This window comes from Mesorhizobium sp. M4B.F.Ca.ET.214.01.1.1 (assembly GCF_004791545.1).
Taxonomy (GTDB): domain Bacteria; phylum Pseudomonadota; class Alphaproteobacteria; order Rhizobiales; family Rhizobiaceae; genus Mesorhizobium; species Mesorhizobium abyssinicae.
This window is the reverse complement of sequence record NZ_SRUX01000008.1, coordinates 297102-311835: the sequence shown is the minus strand read 5'-3', so window position 1 is coordinate 311835 and position 14734 is coordinate 297102. Positions and strand designations below refer to the sequence as shown.

General features: G+C 66.0%; 16 protein-coding genes and 1 pseudogene. 8 read left to right on the top strand and 9 right to left on the bottom strand.

Annotated elements, in window-relative coordinates; translation table 11 throughout:
- Positions 1 to 102, top strand: a pseudogene (locus EN857_RS18355) (IS110 family transposase); the annotation flags it as partial.
- A gap of 238 nt (positions 103 to 340) precedes the next feature.
- Here the strand turns inward: EN857_RS18355 and EN857_RS18345 are convergent.
- A complete protein-coding gene (locus tag EN857_RS18345) occupies positions 341 to 2209 on the bottom strand; it encodes a DEAD/DEAH box helicase (RefSeq protein ID WP_135859009.1) in 1869 nt (622 codons plus the stop codon).
- 648 nt (positions 2210 to 2857) lie between these two features.
- Here EN857_RS18345 and EN857_RS18340 point away from each other — a divergent pair.
- The gene (locus tag EN857_RS18340) at positions 2858 to 3892 is read left to right on the top strand and encodes an aspartate-semialdehyde dehydrogenase (RefSeq protein ID WP_127283946.1); all 1035 of its coding nucleotides are present in this window, start codon (positions 2858 to 2860) and stop codon (positions 3890 to 3892) included.
- A gap of 201 nt (positions 3893 to 4093) precedes the next feature.
- On the opposite strand, the gene EN857_RS18335 is transcribed toward EN857_RS18340, so the two are convergent.
- The gene (locus EN857_RS18335; RefSeq protein ID WP_135859006.1) at positions 4094 to 4501 is read right to left on the bottom strand and encodes an ACT domain-containing protein; all 408 of its coding nucleotides are present in this window, start codon (positions 4499 to 4501) and stop codon (positions 4094 to 4096) included.
- A gap of 186 nt (positions 4502 to 4687) precedes the next feature.
- Between EN857_RS18335 and EN857_RS18330 the strand changes: the two genes are divergently transcribed.
- The 6 genes from EN857_RS18330 (at position 4688) to EN857_RS18305 (ending at position 8132) form a co-directional block, all read left to right on the top strand.
- Positions 4688 to 5593: a bestrophin family ion channel gene (locus EN857_RS18330; RefSeq protein ID WP_127391864.1), complete on the top strand. Its 906-nt coding sequence runs from the start codon at positions 4688 to 4690 to the stop codon at positions 5591 to 5593.
- Between the two features lie 138 nt (positions 5594 to 5731).
- Positions 5732 to 6079 (top strand): metalloregulator ArsR/SmtB family transcription factor, encoded by a 348-nt coding sequence (locus EN857_RS18325; protein ID WP_135859003.1) that lies wholly within the window; start codon positions 5732 to 5734, stop codon positions 6077 to 6079.
- Positions 6080 to 6134: 55 nt separating this feature from the next.
- Positions 6135 to 6626 carry an SRPBCC domain-containing protein gene (locus EN857_RS18320; protein ID WP_135859001.1) on the top strand — a complete coding sequence of 164 codons (492 nt, stop codon included), beginning with the start codon at positions 6135 to 6137 and terminating at the stop codon, positions 6624 to 6626.
- Positions 6627 to 6765: 139 nt separating this feature from the next.
- Positions 6766 to 7176 (top strand): DoxX family protein, encoded by a 411-nt coding sequence (locus tag EN857_RS18315; protein ID WP_135858999.1) that lies wholly within the window; start codon positions 6766 to 6768, stop codon positions 7174 to 7176.
- A 21-nt stretch (positions 7177 to 7197) separates the two neighbouring features.
- A complete protein-coding gene (locus EN857_RS18310) occupies positions 7198 to 7722 on the top strand; it encodes an SRPBCC family protein (protein WP_135858997.1) in 525 nt (174 codons plus the stop codon).
- A 146-nt stretch (positions 7723 to 7868) separates the two neighbouring features.
- On the top strand, positions 7869 to 8132 hold the full coding sequence (locus EN857_RS18305; protein ID WP_126086823.1) for a glycine zipper domain-containing protein: 264 nt from the start codon (positions 7869 to 7871) through the stop codon (positions 8130 to 8132).
- A 71-nt stretch (positions 8133 to 8203) separates the two neighbouring features.
- Here EN857_RS18305 and rpsP read toward each other — a convergent pair whose 3' ends face one another.
- The 7 genes from rpsP to EN857_RS18270 all read right to left on the bottom strand — a co-directional run bounded on the left by rpsP (position 8204) and on the right by EN857_RS18270 (position 14695).
- Complete coding sequence (rpsP, locus tag EN857_RS18300) at positions 8204 to 8605, bottom strand: 30S ribosomal protein S16 (RefSeq protein WP_127283954.1); 402 nt, start codon at positions 8603 to 8605, stop codon at positions 8204 to 8206.
- 49 nt (positions 8606 to 8654) lie between these two features.
- Entirely contained in the window at positions 8655 to 8981 is a 327-nt protein-coding gene (locus tag EN857_RS18295; RefSeq protein ID WP_127283955.1) for a chorismate mutase, read from the bottom strand.
- Positions 8982 to 8988: 7 nt separating this feature from the next.
- The gene (ffh, locus tag EN857_RS18290; RefSeq protein ID WP_127283956.1) at positions 8989 to 10599 is read right to left on the bottom strand and encodes a signal recognition particle protein; all 1611 of its coding nucleotides are present in this window, start codon (positions 10597 to 10599) and stop codon (positions 8989 to 8991) included.
- 280 nt (positions 10600 to 10879) lie between these two features.
- Entirely contained in the window at positions 10880 to 11821 is a 942-nt protein-coding gene (locus tag EN857_RS18285; RefSeq protein WP_135858996.1) for a glycosyltransferase, read from the bottom strand.
- Positions 11821 to 12762: a CPBP family intramembrane glutamic endopeptidase gene (locus EN857_RS18280; protein WP_135858994.1), complete on the bottom strand. Its 942-nt coding sequence runs from the start codon at positions 12760 to 12762 to the stop codon at positions 11821 to 11823. Before EN857_RS18280 ends, EN857_RS18285 begins: the two co-directional genes overlap by 1 nt.
- 168 nt (positions 12763 to 12930) lie before the next feature.
- On the bottom strand, positions 12931 to 13533 hold the full coding sequence (locus tag EN857_RS18275) for a DUF1236 domain-containing protein (RefSeq protein ID WP_127283959.1): 603 nt from the start codon (positions 13531 to 13533) through the stop codon (positions 12931 to 12933).
- A gap of 64 nt (positions 13534 to 13597) precedes the next feature.
- A complete protein-coding gene (locus tag EN857_RS18270; RefSeq protein WP_135858992.1) occupies positions 13598 to 14695 on the bottom strand; it encodes a putative zinc-binding metallopeptidase in 1098 nt (365 codons plus the stop codon).
- Positions 14696 to 14734 lie beyond the last annotated feature (39 nt).

The following is a 14734-nucleotide window of genomic DNA, read 5'->3' as shown; positions in this document are numbered from 1 at the left end:
GTCGGCAAGCCGAAGATCGTCGCCGTCGTGGCCGTCATGCGAAAGCTGCTGACCATTCTCAACGCCATCATCCGCGACCAAAAACCATGGCAAACAGCTTGACAGCCAAGACAGTCGCTCTCCCCGTATAGTGACGGGGAGAGCGGCGCTGCCATCGCCGATTTCGCCAATCGCCATCGCAGGATGGGTGCCAAGATCGCGGCCAGCCTCTTCTCCCCGTCACTATACGGGGAGAAGTGCCCGGCAGGGCGATGAGGGGCGGCGGCGCCTTCGGCAATTGGTGCGATTGCATCAACGAATCGCTGGATGGGCCCACGGACCGCTGAATCCGATGAGACGCTCAGCCCGGCCGTTTCTTCGGCTTCTTGTGCTTTGCCGGCCCGTCGGACCTTGGCTTGTCGAATTTCGGCTTGCCGGGCTTTTTCGCCCAGGGCTTGGTCTCCGTCGCGCCGGTGCGTTCGGGCTGCGCGCGTTTTTCGAATTTCGGCTTGTGAGCACCTTGGGGCGCGTTCGCTTCGAAGGGCCGCTTGCCACGATGCGGCTTCTTGTCGGGCTTCGGTGGCTGGTAGCCGGCCCGCGACAGGTCGGGCGTGCCGTCGAGCCGCTTGACCGCGATGTTGTTCTGCAATTTGCGGTCGGGGCCAATTGCGGCGAGGAAGCGGTCGGCCCAGTCGGCGGCGATCTGCACGAAGGTCTCTTCCGGCTGCATCTTGATGGCGCCGATCTCGCGCTTCGAGATATTGCCGGTGCGGCACAGCATCGGGATCAGCCAGCGCGGCTCGGCATTCTGCCGGCGGCCGACCGACAGCGAGAACCAGACGCTGTCGCCGAAATCGTCGCGGCGGCTGGGCTGCTCGTCGCGCCGCGCCGGCCTGTCTCCCGATGGCGTGAAGGGCGCAACGTCGAGCAGGTCTTCCGGCGCCGAGCGGCTGCCGCGGCAGAGTCGCACGAAGGCGGCGGCGACGCGTTCGGCGCCGTGGCGCTCGAGCAAGGTTTCGACGAAACCGCGTTCGTCGTCGTTCACCGGCTCGCCGAAGGACGGGTCGGCGAGGATACGCTCGTCGTCGCGGCGCAGCACCTCGTCGGCAGAGGGCGGGCTCGCCCAGGTCGCGGTCAGGCCGGCATTGTTGAGCAGGCGCTCGGTGCGCCTGCGGGCATTGTTCGGCACGATCAGCGCGCTGACGCCTTTCCGCCCGGCCCGTCCGGTCCGGCCGCTGCGGTGCAGCAGCGTTTCAGGGTTGGTCGGCAGGTCGGCATGGATGACCAGGTCGAGATTGGGCAGATCGATGCCTCGCGCCGCCACGTCGGTGGCGATGCAGACTTTTGCGCGGCCGTCGCGCATCGCCTGCAGCGCGTGGCTGCGCTCGTTCTGGCTGAGCTCGCCGGACAATGCCACGACGGCGAAATTGCGGTTGTTGAAGCGCGCGGTGAGATGGTTGACGGCGGCGCGGGTGTTGCAGAACACCATTGCGTTGGTCGCCTCGTAGTAGCGCAGCACGTTGATGATGGCGTTCTCGCGGTCCGCGGGTGCCACGGAGAGCGCCCGGTATTCGATGTCGAGATGCTGCTTTGCCTCGCCGCCGGCGGAAATGCGCACGGCATCGCGCTGGTAGCTCTTCGCCAGCGTCGCGATCGAGCGCGGTACGGTGGCGGAAAACATCAGCGTGCGGCGCTCGGCGGGCGCGGCGTCGAGGATGAATTCGAGGTCCTCGCGAAAACCGAGATCGAGCATTTCGTCGGCCTCGTCCAGCACCACGGCCCTGAGCGCCGACATGTCGAGCGCGCCGCGGGTGATGTGGTCGCGCAGGCGGCCGGGCGTGCCGACGACGATGTCGGCGCCGCGCTCCAGCGCCCGCCGCTCGCTGCGCATGTCCATGCCGCCGACGCAGGAGGCTATCTGCGCCCCGGTCAGCTCATAGAGCCATTCGAGCTCGCGCCGCACCTGCAGCGCCAGCTCGCGCGTAGGTGCCACCACCAGGCCGAGCGGCGCGCCGGCATCGGTGAAACGCTCCGCGCCGCCAAGCAGGGTCGGCGCCAAGGCAAGGCCGAAGGCGACCGTCTTGCCGGAGCCGGTCTGGGCCGAGACCAGCGCGTCGGCCGCGCCGAGCTCGGTCGCCAGCACCGCCTGCTGCACCGGCGTCAGCGCGGTATAGCCGCGTTTTTCCAACGCCTCTGCAAGCGCAGGCACGATCGTTTCGAAACTGGACATTTTTCTCTTTCGGAATCGGGGTTCTGGCTCGCCATGGAGCACAGGGCAGGCACTGTGCCGGCCAAAGCGAAATTTGGGCGTTCGTACTTCTTGCGGCCACCATTGTACAGAGCAGTGCGCAGCGCGGCGATTGGCGAAACCGCTGGCGAGAGCGCCCCTCTCCCCGTCGTTATACGGGGAGAGGATGCCGGCAGGCAGGTGAGGGGCAGCGCCAACGCTGAGTAGGGAAAGGGGCGAGGCGCCGGGTCCTTACTTCCGGACGAGCCAGCTGTCGAAGTCAGCGCCGCCCCTCATCCGCCCTTCGGGCACCTTCTCCCCGTAAAGTGACGGGGAGAAGGGAGAGCGCTGCCGCCAATTGACTCTTTTACCAAACCGCGTAAAAGCCCGATTCGAACGGGATTGCTCTTCGATGCGCGGCCTTCTGACGGCTCTTCTTGCCTTCGATGCCTCCAGCCACGATGCTCAGCATCGGGCCGGGCGCCTCGGCGCGCCTGCCCGTTCCAGCAAAACTACGGCCAAAACCACCGCCAAAACGGTGTGATTCCCTTGGCCTAACCACCCTCTCCCGGGTTCGGCCCGGGGGACGGAACCCGCATGAGGCCGGCGGGTTTTCTCCAACAACCAAGCGGAGAGGGACAGGAGATCTTTATGAGTTTCAAGGTTGCGGTAGTCGGCGCCACGGGCAATGTGGGCCGCGAAATGCTCAACATTCTGGACGAGCGCGGCTTTCCGGTAAGCGAAGTCGTGGCGCTGGCCTCACGGCGCAGCCAGGGCACCGAAGTGTCCTTCGGCGACCGCACGCTGAAGGTCAAGGCGCTCGACACCTACGACTTTTCCGACACCGACCTGTGCATCATGTCGGCCGGCGGCAACGTCTCCAAGGAATGGTCGCCGAAGATCGGCAAGCAGGGCTGCGTCGTCATCGACAATTCGTCTGCCTTCCGCTACGACCCGGAGGTGCCGCTGATCGTGCCGGAAGTGAACCCGGACGCGGTCGAGCAGTTCTCGCGCAAGAACATCATCGCCAATCCGAACTGCTCGACGGCGCAGCTGGTGGTGGCGATGAAGCCGCTGCATGACGCGGCGACCATCAAGCGCATCGTCGTGGCCACCTACCAGTCGGTGTCCGGCGCCGGCAAGGAAGGCATGGACGAGCTGTTCACGCAGACCCGGGCGGTCTTCGTCGCCGATCAGGTCGACGTCAAGAAGTTCACCAAGCGCATCGCCTTCAACGTCATTCCGCATATCGACGTCTTCCTCGACGACGGCTTCACCAAGGAAGAGTGGAAGATGGTGGCCGAGACCAAGAAGATGCTCGACCCCAAGATCAAGCTGACGGCGACCTGCGTGCGCGTGCCGGTGTTCATCGGCCATTCGGAAGCGGTCAACATCGAGTTCGAGAAGCCGATCACGGCGGACGAGGCGCGCGAGATCCTGCGCGAGGCGCCGGGCTGCCAGGTCTTGGACAAGCGCGAGAACGGTGGCTACATCACGCCGCTGGAATCGGCCGGCGAGGACGCCACCTTCATCTCGCGCATCCGCGAGGATTCGACCATCGACAACGGCCTGTCGATGTGGATCGTCTCCGACAATCTGCGCAAGGGCGCAGCGCTCAACGCCGTGCAGATCGCCGAGCTTTTGGTCGAGCGCGGACTGATCCAGCCGAAGAAGAAGGCGGCCTGACGGCTGGTTTGTTTTCGCTCACGGGCCGCACCGCCGCTGACGCGGCGGGCCCTCCGCGGGGGCGCCGGACGACCGGCGGCCCGCAGTCGCGGGCTCGGCCTTCGGCCGGGTAGCTTCCTTCTCCCCGTTCACGGGGAGAAGGTCCCGGCAGGGGGATGAGGGGCGGCACCGGCATCTCAAGCAGGCGGCGGAGAGCCGGCGTCACAACCGATTTTGCTCCGCCAATTCCATCAACAGCACCATCGCCTCCTCCGCCCGATCCGCCGGGACGAACAGATGGTCGTGGTAAAAGGCCGAGACCGGATTGACGCCCATGCCGGCGGCGGCCAGGCGCGTGGTGATGGCGGCGAGGAAGCCGACGGCTTCCAGCGAAGAGTGGATGTTCAGCGTGATCATCCGGCAGCGGAAGATGCCGTCGATGCCGGCCGCTCTCGCCTGGTCCTCCTTCGCGATCAGCGTAAGGCCTTCCTGCTCGCGAAAGCTCATGACCGGATCGAGGCCATCCGGCATGGCCGCGCCCGGCGCCAGCGTCGCGAAGACGTGGACATCGGGAAGCAGGTGCGGTGTCATCGACGCCAACAATTTTTGCAGATCGGTTTCGCCGGTCATCTTTCCTCCCTCGGGCGGCGCGCGGTCGCCAGTCTCGCGGGCTCGCCCTCGTCATTAGACCGGCCGGATGAGCACCGGTAGCGCCAACCCGGGCGACACGGAAATGTCGCTGGCGGCCGAGCTTGCTTTGCCGGTGCATAGCACAATAGGGCCTCGGGATCGCAACCGGTCCGTCTGGGGGTTTTGATGATCGTCCGCCCGCGTCCGCGCTTCCTGCATCTGTTCTTCATCATGCGCGGCTCGGTAGTGCCGCGCATCCTGCCGCAGATCTTCGGCTTTGCCGCCTATGGCGCGCTTGTGCTGCTGGTCGTAAAAGCCCTCAAGCTCGACTTCGGCAATGCCGGCACGGCACCCTTCGCGCTGCTCGGCGTGGCGCTGTCGATCTATCTCGGCTTCCGCAACAACGCCGCCTACGACCGCTGGTGGGAGGCGCGCAAGCTGTGGGGCCAGCTCGTCTTCGACATCCGCAACCTGGCGCGCGCCTCGACCGGCCTGATCGATGACCGGGCCGAGCTGCGCGGCCTGTTGATGGAGGCGATCGCGTTCTGCCATTTCCTGCGCGGGTCGCTCAGGCGGGTGGACGCCGCGCCGGACGCGCGCGGCTTCATCGGTGATGAGGTCGAAGCCGTGGCCAAGGCCGTCAATGCCCCCGACGCCATGCTGCGCCGCATGGGCGCGCGCGTTGCCGGGCTGCGCAAGTCCGGCGCCATCGATACGATCGGCTACCGCATCCTCGACGAGCGCCTGTCGGAGATCGCCGCGGCGCAGGCCGGCTGCGAGCGCATCGCCGGAACGCCGTTGCCCTTCGCCTACACGCTGCTCCTGCAGCGCACCGCCTACGTCTTCTGCCTGCTGCTGCCGTTCGGGCTGGCCGCGCCCGCCGGCTGGGCGACGCCGTTGTTCACGGCGCTCATCGCCTATACCTTCTTCGGCCTCGACGCGCTGTCGGAGGAGCTCGAGGATCCCTTCGGCACCCAGCCCAACGACCTTGCGCTCGATGGCCTTTGCCGCGTCTGCGAAATCTCGGTGTTCGAGGCGCTCGGCGAGCCGGCGCCGAAGATGATCCCGGCCGAACGGTTTTACTTCTCCTGAGGCCACCAGGAACCTTGCCGTCCGGTTTGCGAGCCGGATGGGGCGCTGCCCGCGTTCCCCCTTGACGCCGCCGCTTGACTCGGCCGGCGGCCTCTCGTATAGAACCAAAAAGTTATATAACCATCTGGTTCAATAAACATGACGACGGATAGCCTCAGCCTGACCCTCGCGGCGCTTGCCGACCCGACCCGACGCGCCATCCTGGCGCGGCTGGCGCTCGGCGAGGCCTCGGTCACGCAGCTGGCCGAGCCGTTTGCCATGAGCTTTCCGGCGGTGTCGAAGCACCTCAAGGTGCTCGAGCGCGCCGGCCTGGTCGCGCGCGGCCGCGACGCCCAGTTTCGGCCGCGCCGCCTGCAGCCGGCACCATTGCGCGAGATCGACGAATGGCTGGAGTCCTATCGCGCGCTGTGGGACGCCCGCTTCGACCGGCTGGAGACCTATCTGCAGGGTCTGCAGGCAGGAGAGCCCGGCGGAGGCCGAAATTGAAGCCGGCTAACCAGTTTGCGCTCGACGCGCGGCAGCACAATCCAGAGAGGGAAACGTGACGGATCAGAGCATCGACACACCATCCGATGACCCGGTGATCATCATCACCCGGACCTTCGATGCGCCTCGCGCGCTGATGTTCAAGCTGTTCACCGATCCATACCATCTGGTGCGGTTTTGGGGACCGGAAGGCTCGACCTATCCGGTCTGCGAGATGGATGTGCGGCCGGGCGGGCAATTCCGCCTGACCATGCGCTTTGCCGACGGCAGCGAGTATCCGACCAACAGCGTCTATCTGGAAATCGCTCCGCCGGAGCGGATCGTCTATCGCGACGCGCCACTCGACCGCGGCCAGTGGCAGGATACCCTGCCGCCGCCCAACATGGTGACGACCATCCTGTTCGAGGATGCCGGCGGCAAGACGCGGATCGTCGCCAGCATCCGCGCCAATTCGATCGCTGCCCGCGACATGGCGGTGAAGATGGGCTTCGGCCAGATGGTCATGGCGAGCTGCGCGCGGCTGGAAGCCTATCTCAAGACACTCTGAGCGCGGGTGTGATCACGCGCGCCCGCGCGCCGTTTGCGAAAAAGATACCGGGACGTGTCGGACCGTCGACCTGTCCGGCGTCCTTGGTTCGAGCCCTGGCAAAGATGGCCAGCGCCCAGGATCCCAGGAGGGAACGTCAATGAGCATTACGCAAACCGCGCCCGTCTCGTCGGGCGCCCTGTGGACCGGCCGCGCGCTCAGCGCCATCATCGTGCTGTTCATGATCTTCGACGGCGTCATCAAGCTGCCGCCCATGGATATCGTCACCCAGACCATGACGCAGCTCGGCTGGCCAGCCGATCCCAATTCCGCGCGCCTGCTCGGCGTCATCGGGCTGGTCTCGACCGCGCTCTATGCGCTGCCGCGCACTTCGGTGCTCGGGGCCATCCTGCTCACCGCCTATATGGGTGGCGCCATCGCCACCCATGTGCGCATCGGCAGCCCACTGTTCTCGCACATACTGTTCGGCGTCTATCTCGGCATCATCCTGTGGGGCGGTCTGTTCCTGCGCGACCCGAGGGTGCGCGCCCTGCTTTCGTTCACCCGCTAAGCCATTGGAAGGATAGGCACAATGCTTACAGCCGTCGTCATCATCCTGATCATAATCGCCGCCGTGCTCATCTATGCCGCGACCCGGCCGAACGATTTCGTCGTCAGCCGCTCGGCCAGCATCGCGGCGCCGTCGGAAGCGATCTTTCCACTGATCAACGACTTCAGGCGCTGGCCCGAATGGTCGCCTTACGAAAAACTCGACCCGGACATGAAGCGCACGCTGTCCGGCGCCGAAAGCGGCAAGGGCGCCGCCTATGCCTGGGAAGGCAACGGCAAGGCAGGCGTCGGGCGGATGGAGATCACCGGCTCGGTTCCGTCGTCGCTGGTGGCGCTGAAGCTCGATTTCGAGAAGCCGTTTCGGGCCAGCAACAGAGTCGACTTCACCCTGATGCCGTCCGGCGAAACCACGACGGTCACCTGGGCGATGCGCGGCGGCCGGCCGTTCGTCGCCAAGCTGATGGGCCTGTTCATGAATTTCGACACGCTGATCGGCAAGGATTTCGAGACCGGGCTCGGCAATCTGAAGCGCGCGACCGAACCGTAAAACGACAATAATTTCAATGATATCCAGGTGAGGTGAGGAGCCCTGCGCCGGCGCTGGCATCGGCAATCTTCGATGTCCTCGGGATCAAATTAGCCGTCCGAGAGTTAACGGCATGGCGGCGAGGACGGCGTGTGAGAGGAACGACAATGAAGAAAGCGATGATCATCCTGGCGTTGGCGACGGCACTCGGTGCCTGCTCGCAGACGGAAAAGGGTGCCGCAGTCGGCGGCCTGGGCGGCGCGGCCGTAGGTGCCGCCGTGGCAAATGACCCGGTGGAAGGCGCTGTGGTCGGTGGTGCCGTCGGCGCCGTCGCGGGCGCGCTGATCGGTCGTGCCAGCGAACCGGACCGCTGCCGCTACCGCGATCGCTACGGGCGCGTCTACATCGCCCGTTGCCCGCAAGGCTACTGATCCCTCCCGGGACGCCTGAAACAAGAACGGCGGGCAAAGCCCGCCGTTTTCGTTAACCGATTCGGGCCGGATTACTCGGCCGTGGCGGCTTCCGCTTCGGCCGGCGCGGCGGCGGCCGCGGCAACAGCGGCGGCGGCATCTTCCTGCGCCTTCTTCAGCAGGGCGGCGCGCTCCTGCGCCTTCTTGCCCGGCTCGGCCTTCTGCGGGTTCGAGCGGGCCGGACGCTTGGCAAGGCCGGCCTCGTCGAGGAAGCGCAGAACGCGGTCGGTCGGCTGGGCGCCGTGCGAGAGCCAGTGCTTGACGCGCTCGGCGTCAACCTTGACGCGCTCGCCGTCCTTCGGCAGCAGCGGGTTCCACGAGCCGAGCGACTCGATGAAACGGCCGTCGCGCGGCGAACGCGCGTCGGCGACGACGACGTGGTAGTAAGGACGCTTCTTCGAGCCCGCGCGGGCCAGTCTGATCTTCAGTGCCATTGTTTTCTCCTAAAAAGCTCTGATTTCGTTTGATGGTCTGGGTTGGGTTTCAACCGGTTTTCGTCACGCCGTTAGATGCGGCGATCTGTTCGTGATGACGGATCACTTCGCGGACGACGAAGTTGAGGAATTTTTCCGCGAAATCGGGATCGAGATGCGCATCCTTCGCCAGTTGGCGAAGGCGGGCGATCTGCTGCTGCTCGCGCGCCGGATCGGCCGGCGGCAGGCCATGCTCGGCCTTCAGCACGCCCACCGCCTTGGTGCAGCGGAAGCGCTCGGCCAGCATGTGGATGAGGGCCGCGTCGATATTGTCGATCGATGCGCGGTAGCCGGCCAGGATGTTGCGAGCGTCGGCCATGTCCTTGTCTTCGTTCATGGTGCCCTCACTTCTTCTTGCCAAGGCCCGGCAGGCCGCCGCCACCGAGGCCCGGAAGGCCAGGCAGCTTCATGCCGCCGGGAAGACCAGGCAGGCCGCCGCCGGGAAGACCGCCGGGCAAGCCGCCCGGCAGGCCCTTGCCGAGACCGGCCGCCTGCGCCTGCTTCTGCAAGGCTTCGAGCTGCTTGGGATCCATCTTGGAGAGGTCCGGCATACCGCCGCCCATTAGGCCTCCGGGGCCGCCCGGCATCATGCCGCCAAGGCCCATTTTCGAGGCGAGGCCGCCCATCATGCCGCGCATCAGGCCACCGCCTTTGCCCTTGCCGCCCATCGCCTTCATCATGTCGGCCATGCCGCGATGCATCTTCAACAGCTTGTTGATCTCGGCCGCGTCGGTGCCGGAGCCGGCGGCGATGCGCTTCTTGCGCGAGTGCTTGAGGATGTCTGGATTGGCGCGCTCGGCCTTGGTCATCGAGGAGATGATGGCGAGCTGCCGGCCGAACATCCTGTCGTCGAGGCCGGCCGCGGCCATCTGGTCCTTCATCTTGCCCATGCCGGGCATCATGCCCATGATGCCGCCCATGCCGCCCATTTTCGACATCTGCTGAAGCTGCTGGGCCAGGTCGTTGAGGTCGAACTTGCCCGACTGCATCTTCCTGGCCATCGCCGCCGCCTGCTCGGCGTCGATGTTCTCGGCGGCCTTCTCGACCAGGCTGACGATGTCGCCCATGCCGAGGATGCGGTCGGCGATGCGCTTGGGGTGGAATTCCTCCAACCCATCCATCTTTTCGCCGGTGCCGATCAGCTTGATCGGCTTGCCGGTGACGGCGCGCATCGAGAGCGCCGCGCCGCCGCGGCCGTCGCCGTCCATGCGGGTCAGCACCAGGCCGGTGATGCCGACGCGCTCGTCGAAGCTTTTCGCCAGGTTGACGGCGTCCTGACCGGTCAGCGAATCGGCGACCAGCAGGATCTCGTGCGGCGACGACACCTTCTTGATGTCGGCCATCTCGACCATCAGCGGCTCGTCGATATGGGTGCGGCCGGCGGTATCGAGGATGACGACGTCGTGGCCGCCGAGCTTGGCGGCCTGCACGGCGCGCCTGGCGATGTCGACCGGGCTCTGGCCGGCGATGATCGGCAGCGTGGCGACCTTGGTCTGCTCGCCGAGCTGGCGCAACTGCTCCTGCGCGGCGGGGCGCCGCGTGTCGAGCGAGGCCATCAGGACCTTCTTGTTCTGGCGCTCCGTCAGGCGCTTGGCGATCTTGGCCGAGGTCGTCGTCTTGCCGGAGCCCTGCAGGCCGACCATCATGACGACGACGGGCGCCGGCGCGTTGAGATCGACGGCGACGCCTTCGGCGCCCAGCATCTCGACCAACTCGTCATGGACGATCTTGACGACCATCTGGCCGGGCTTGATCGACTTCAGCACTGCGGCGCCGACGGCCTTCTCACGCACCCTGTCGGTGAAGGAACGCACCACTTCCAGCGCCACGTCGGCCTCGAGCAACGCGCGGCGCACCTCGCGCAACGCCGCCGAGACATCCGCTTCGGACAGCGCGCCGCGGCCCGTCAGGCCATTCAGGATGGAGCCAAGACGCTCCTGAAGGGATTCAAACATCTGCGGTCCTTGATCTCGGTGGGTTCGACCGAGAGGTAGTGCGTTCGCGCCGGGTCGCCAAGCAAAGCCCAAAGCCAAAAAGCACCCGGGGGCGCATTGCGCTGCCGGGTGTTGGCCTCCAGGATCTCTTTACAGCTCCTGCCTCAAAGAGGCTTCAGCGTCCTGGTCGGCTTCGCGAGGGAAACTCGTCGCGGAATTCGTGCAGGTCTAGACAGGAAATCGCCCGCTGAGTCAAGGCTGAGGCCGGTTCAACGGCCAAAACGTCGCGCCCGGCCCGTGCTCAGGGCAGGCTTTCGCCGTCGAGAATGCGCGTGTAGAGGTCGACATAGCCCTTTGCTGTCCTCGACATGGGAAACCGGTCGGCGGCGGACTCGCGGCACCGTTGGGGTGAAAGCGCGGCGATATTGGCGAAAGCCTGCGCGAACTCGGCATCCGTGTCGAAAAGGCGCCCGGTGTCGGCGTCGACGATCTCCGGCAGGGCGCCGCGCGATGTCGTCAGCACCGGCGTTCCGCACAGCATCGCCTCGACAGGCGCCATGCCGAACGGCTCTTCCCAGGCGATCGGATTGAGGAAGGCTTTTGCCTCGCCTAGCAGGCGCAGTTTTTCGTCGCCGCCGACGATGCCGTGAAAGCGATAGCGGCCGCCAAGGCTCTTGAAGAAGACGCCCTGGCGCCGCACCTGGCTGCGCGTCAGCAGGCGCCAGCGCGAGCCGCCGGCAATGTCGAGCGCGAAATCGAATGCCTTGGCAAGGTCGACGGCGCGGTTGAGGTTCTTGCCGGCGCGGGCGATGCCGGCGAGGAACAGCAGGCGGTCGCTCTTTGTCGCCGCGAGCCGGTACTCGTCGACCGGAAAGCCGTTATGGACGAAGGTCTCGCGGCCATGGTTGCGGGCGTGGCTGGCGCTGACGAAGCTCCAGTTCGGGTGCAACCTCGGGGACTGGGGCGAAAAACCGTGCTCGGTGTTGAGGGTCGCAAAGGGCACCTCGATATACCGGCCGTTGAAATGGACGATGTCGGTATCCTGGGGGATGGCAGCGCGGCACTCGGCCCGCGACGCCGCCGGCCGCACCTCGCAAAGGGGATGGCTGGAGCCGGGCGCGGCGATGAGGACCACCCTGTGCCCGAGCCGCGCCAGTTCCGTCGCCAGCCAGTCGACCTGGCGTTCCGTGCCACCATAGCCTTTGCAGGGGATCGCCCCTTCCACCACCAGCGTGACGCGCATCAGGCCGGCCTGACCCTTAGCGGCGAGCGCGGGTGCAGCAGAAGCACTGCCGTCAGCAGGCTGCTGACGATGCCGATCGCCGCGATGAGGACCGCATCGAACCCCGTCCAACCAGGACCCTCCAGCGGCCTGGCGTTGAACAGGGCGAAGGAATTGTAGCTTTCCTGATGCGAGATCAGCAGGAAGCCGGTCAGATTGTTGCCGAGATGGGCGCCGAATGCCACGCCCAGATTGCCGGTGGCGTAGACCAGAAGCGTCAGCACCAGCGCGAAGCTGGCGATCGAGACCAGCACGCAGGCATTGATGGCGAGCGTCGAGCTCGCGCTCCAGTGCAGCGCGCTGAACAGCAGCAGCGGCAGCCCTGCCCAGATCAGCGGGTTGTTGAACCGGTTGGCGAGGCCGCGCAGGAGATAGCCGCGAAACAGCGCCTCCTCGGACGAGGTCTGCAGCAAGGCGAGCAGCACGATCGGGACCAGGAAAAGCAGCCATGTCGACAGGCCGATGGCGCCGCGCGCGATCTCGGGCTGCAGCCAGTAAAGCAGGATTTCGGAGAGTAGCGAGGTGATCAACACCGCGATCAGGCCCTTGAGGAAGCCCGGCCAGGAAACGCGGCGGCTGTCCCCGACCAGCGCCGCGAGGGGCTCGCGATGCACGAAGCGCATGGCAAACCAGAGGCCGATCCAGATGCCGGCGAAGGAGACCAGGGCGGTGAGGATGCCCTCGGGCGAGGCCAGGAAGTCCTGGACCGGGCCACCGGCTGCCGTGCCGCCGGTCGAAGCCCGCCAGACGACAAAGGCATAGGTGCCGCCGAGCAGCACCGCCAGGGTCGTCGCCATCCAGAACAGCACGACGATGGCGGTTCCAAACAGGAGGCGGAGCGGGGTTGTCCTGGCGTTCGGCGAGCGCCGGTAGCGCTCGAACGCGGCTTTGTCGATGATCACGCGGTTTCCCTCAGCCGAACGCAAGCGCCGAACGCGTCCGGGTCCGCCTGATCTAGGGGATCGGCGCTTTGCGCGCAATCATCCTCGCCACGGCTTGGGCTCGTGGTTTCGCATCTGTGAAGAGGGGCAAGCGGCCGCCGGCAGGCGGCCGCTTGCTGTCGGCATTTGTCAGCGCATGACGTAGACGATGCGCCGCGTGCCGGGATCGACCAGCGCCGGCTGGTTGTTCACATAGACATAGCGGTAGTCGTAATCGGGGATTTCGCGCAGCTCGACGCTGTCGGGCAGGGTCGCGCCGGTCACCACCTCGCCATCGAGATAGACGGGATCGAGCCGGTGCGTGCTGACATAGGTGCCGACTTCGGCCGGCGGCCGCGCGATCGGATCGAGTGGCTCGTCGCCCGACACGATGGCGCCGGTATAGCTGTCCGAGTAGAGTTCGTCGGTCGGCGCCTCGACGACGGCAATGCCGGCATCCGCCGGGCGCCGTGTCAGCACGACCGCGTTGCCGCCGAAATCGGCCGTCACATAGTCGGAATAGACCCAGCCCTGGCCGTTGGCCTCGGCGATGGTGCACCATTTGCTGTTGGCGATACAGCCCTGGAGCGTCGCCGACTGGCCGGCGGCCAGCACGCCGATGACCGGATATTGCGGGCCGGGACCGGCGCGCACATTAAGGTCTGTGACGGCCGAAACCGCGGTTTCGGCCAGGGCCGCACCCGACATGGCGACGAGCGCTCCAGCGATGGCGGGAAACAGTAAGGTTTTCATGGATTTCACTCCGTTTTCATGCTCCCTCGCGGACGAAAACGAAGCCGAGCCTTATGCGTTCCGGCTAAAATGCTTCTGCCGGCTCACGAATTGTTCCGTTTTCTTGCGGCAGGCCGGCCAGCAGTGCATGGACGAAGCCGAGCTTGTGCGCCGTCACGCCCGAGATGACGAAGGGGTAGAGGTCGGGCAGGCCCATGCAGCGGTTGATCGAGTTGGATGCTTCCGACAGCACCAGCCAGCGGTCAAGGATCCTTTCGAAAGGCTCGGGTTCGTTCCTTGGCTCGGCGGGCGCCGCCAGCAGCTCGCCGCCGGTGTCGCCGCGCGGCAGGGCGTCGGCATCGACCGTCTCCAGCCGGCCGAGCGGAAAGTTCAGCGCATGCACCATCTCCAGCGTGTCGGTGATGTGCAGATAGTGCGCGAAGGTCTCGGCCCAATCCTCCCATGGATGTGACGTTGCATAGGCCGAGATGTGAGCCTGCTGCCAGTCAGGCGCCGCGCCATTGGCATAGTAGGCCGTCAGCGCCTGTTCGTAGCCGGCGCGCTCGTCGCCGAACAGGGCGCGGAAAGCGGCAAGCCTTTGCGGGTCGTCACGGATCAGCCGGTCCCAATAATAATGGCCGAGCTCGTGGCGGAAATGGCCGAGCAGCGTGCGATAGTTCTCGCCCATCGCGACACGCCGGCGCTCGCGTTCGGCCGAGTCAGCCTCGGCGACGTTGAGCGTGATCAGGCCATTGTCGTGGCCGGTGAGGATGCGCTCGCCGCCAGGGCCGCCGCCGATCGGATCGGCAAGGAAATCGAAGGCAAGGCCGGCCTCGTCGCCGGGGCCCTGCTTGGGCGCGACCGGCAGGCCGAAGGCGAGCAGCGAATAGATGGCGCGTTTCTTGGCAGCCTCGACGCGGATCCAGCGCCGGCGGTTGCCGTCGACGGACAGATTAGGAATGAGCTGGTTCAACGAGCAGGCGCGGCAAAAGGCCTGGCCTGGCTCCGTCCGCCAGTTGCAGGCGCATTCGTCGGCATTGGTGCAGTGGTAGGCGCCATCAACGTCCGACAGCGTGAAACGCGACAGCTGCGGATCGTAAAGCACGAGGCTGGCGCAGTTCAGGCACTGGGCGTTCTCGAAATAGAGGCGGTGGCCGCAATGCGGGCAGTCGAACAGCTTCATTTTGCACTCAAACCCATCAGCGCCAGCATATAGGGCGGG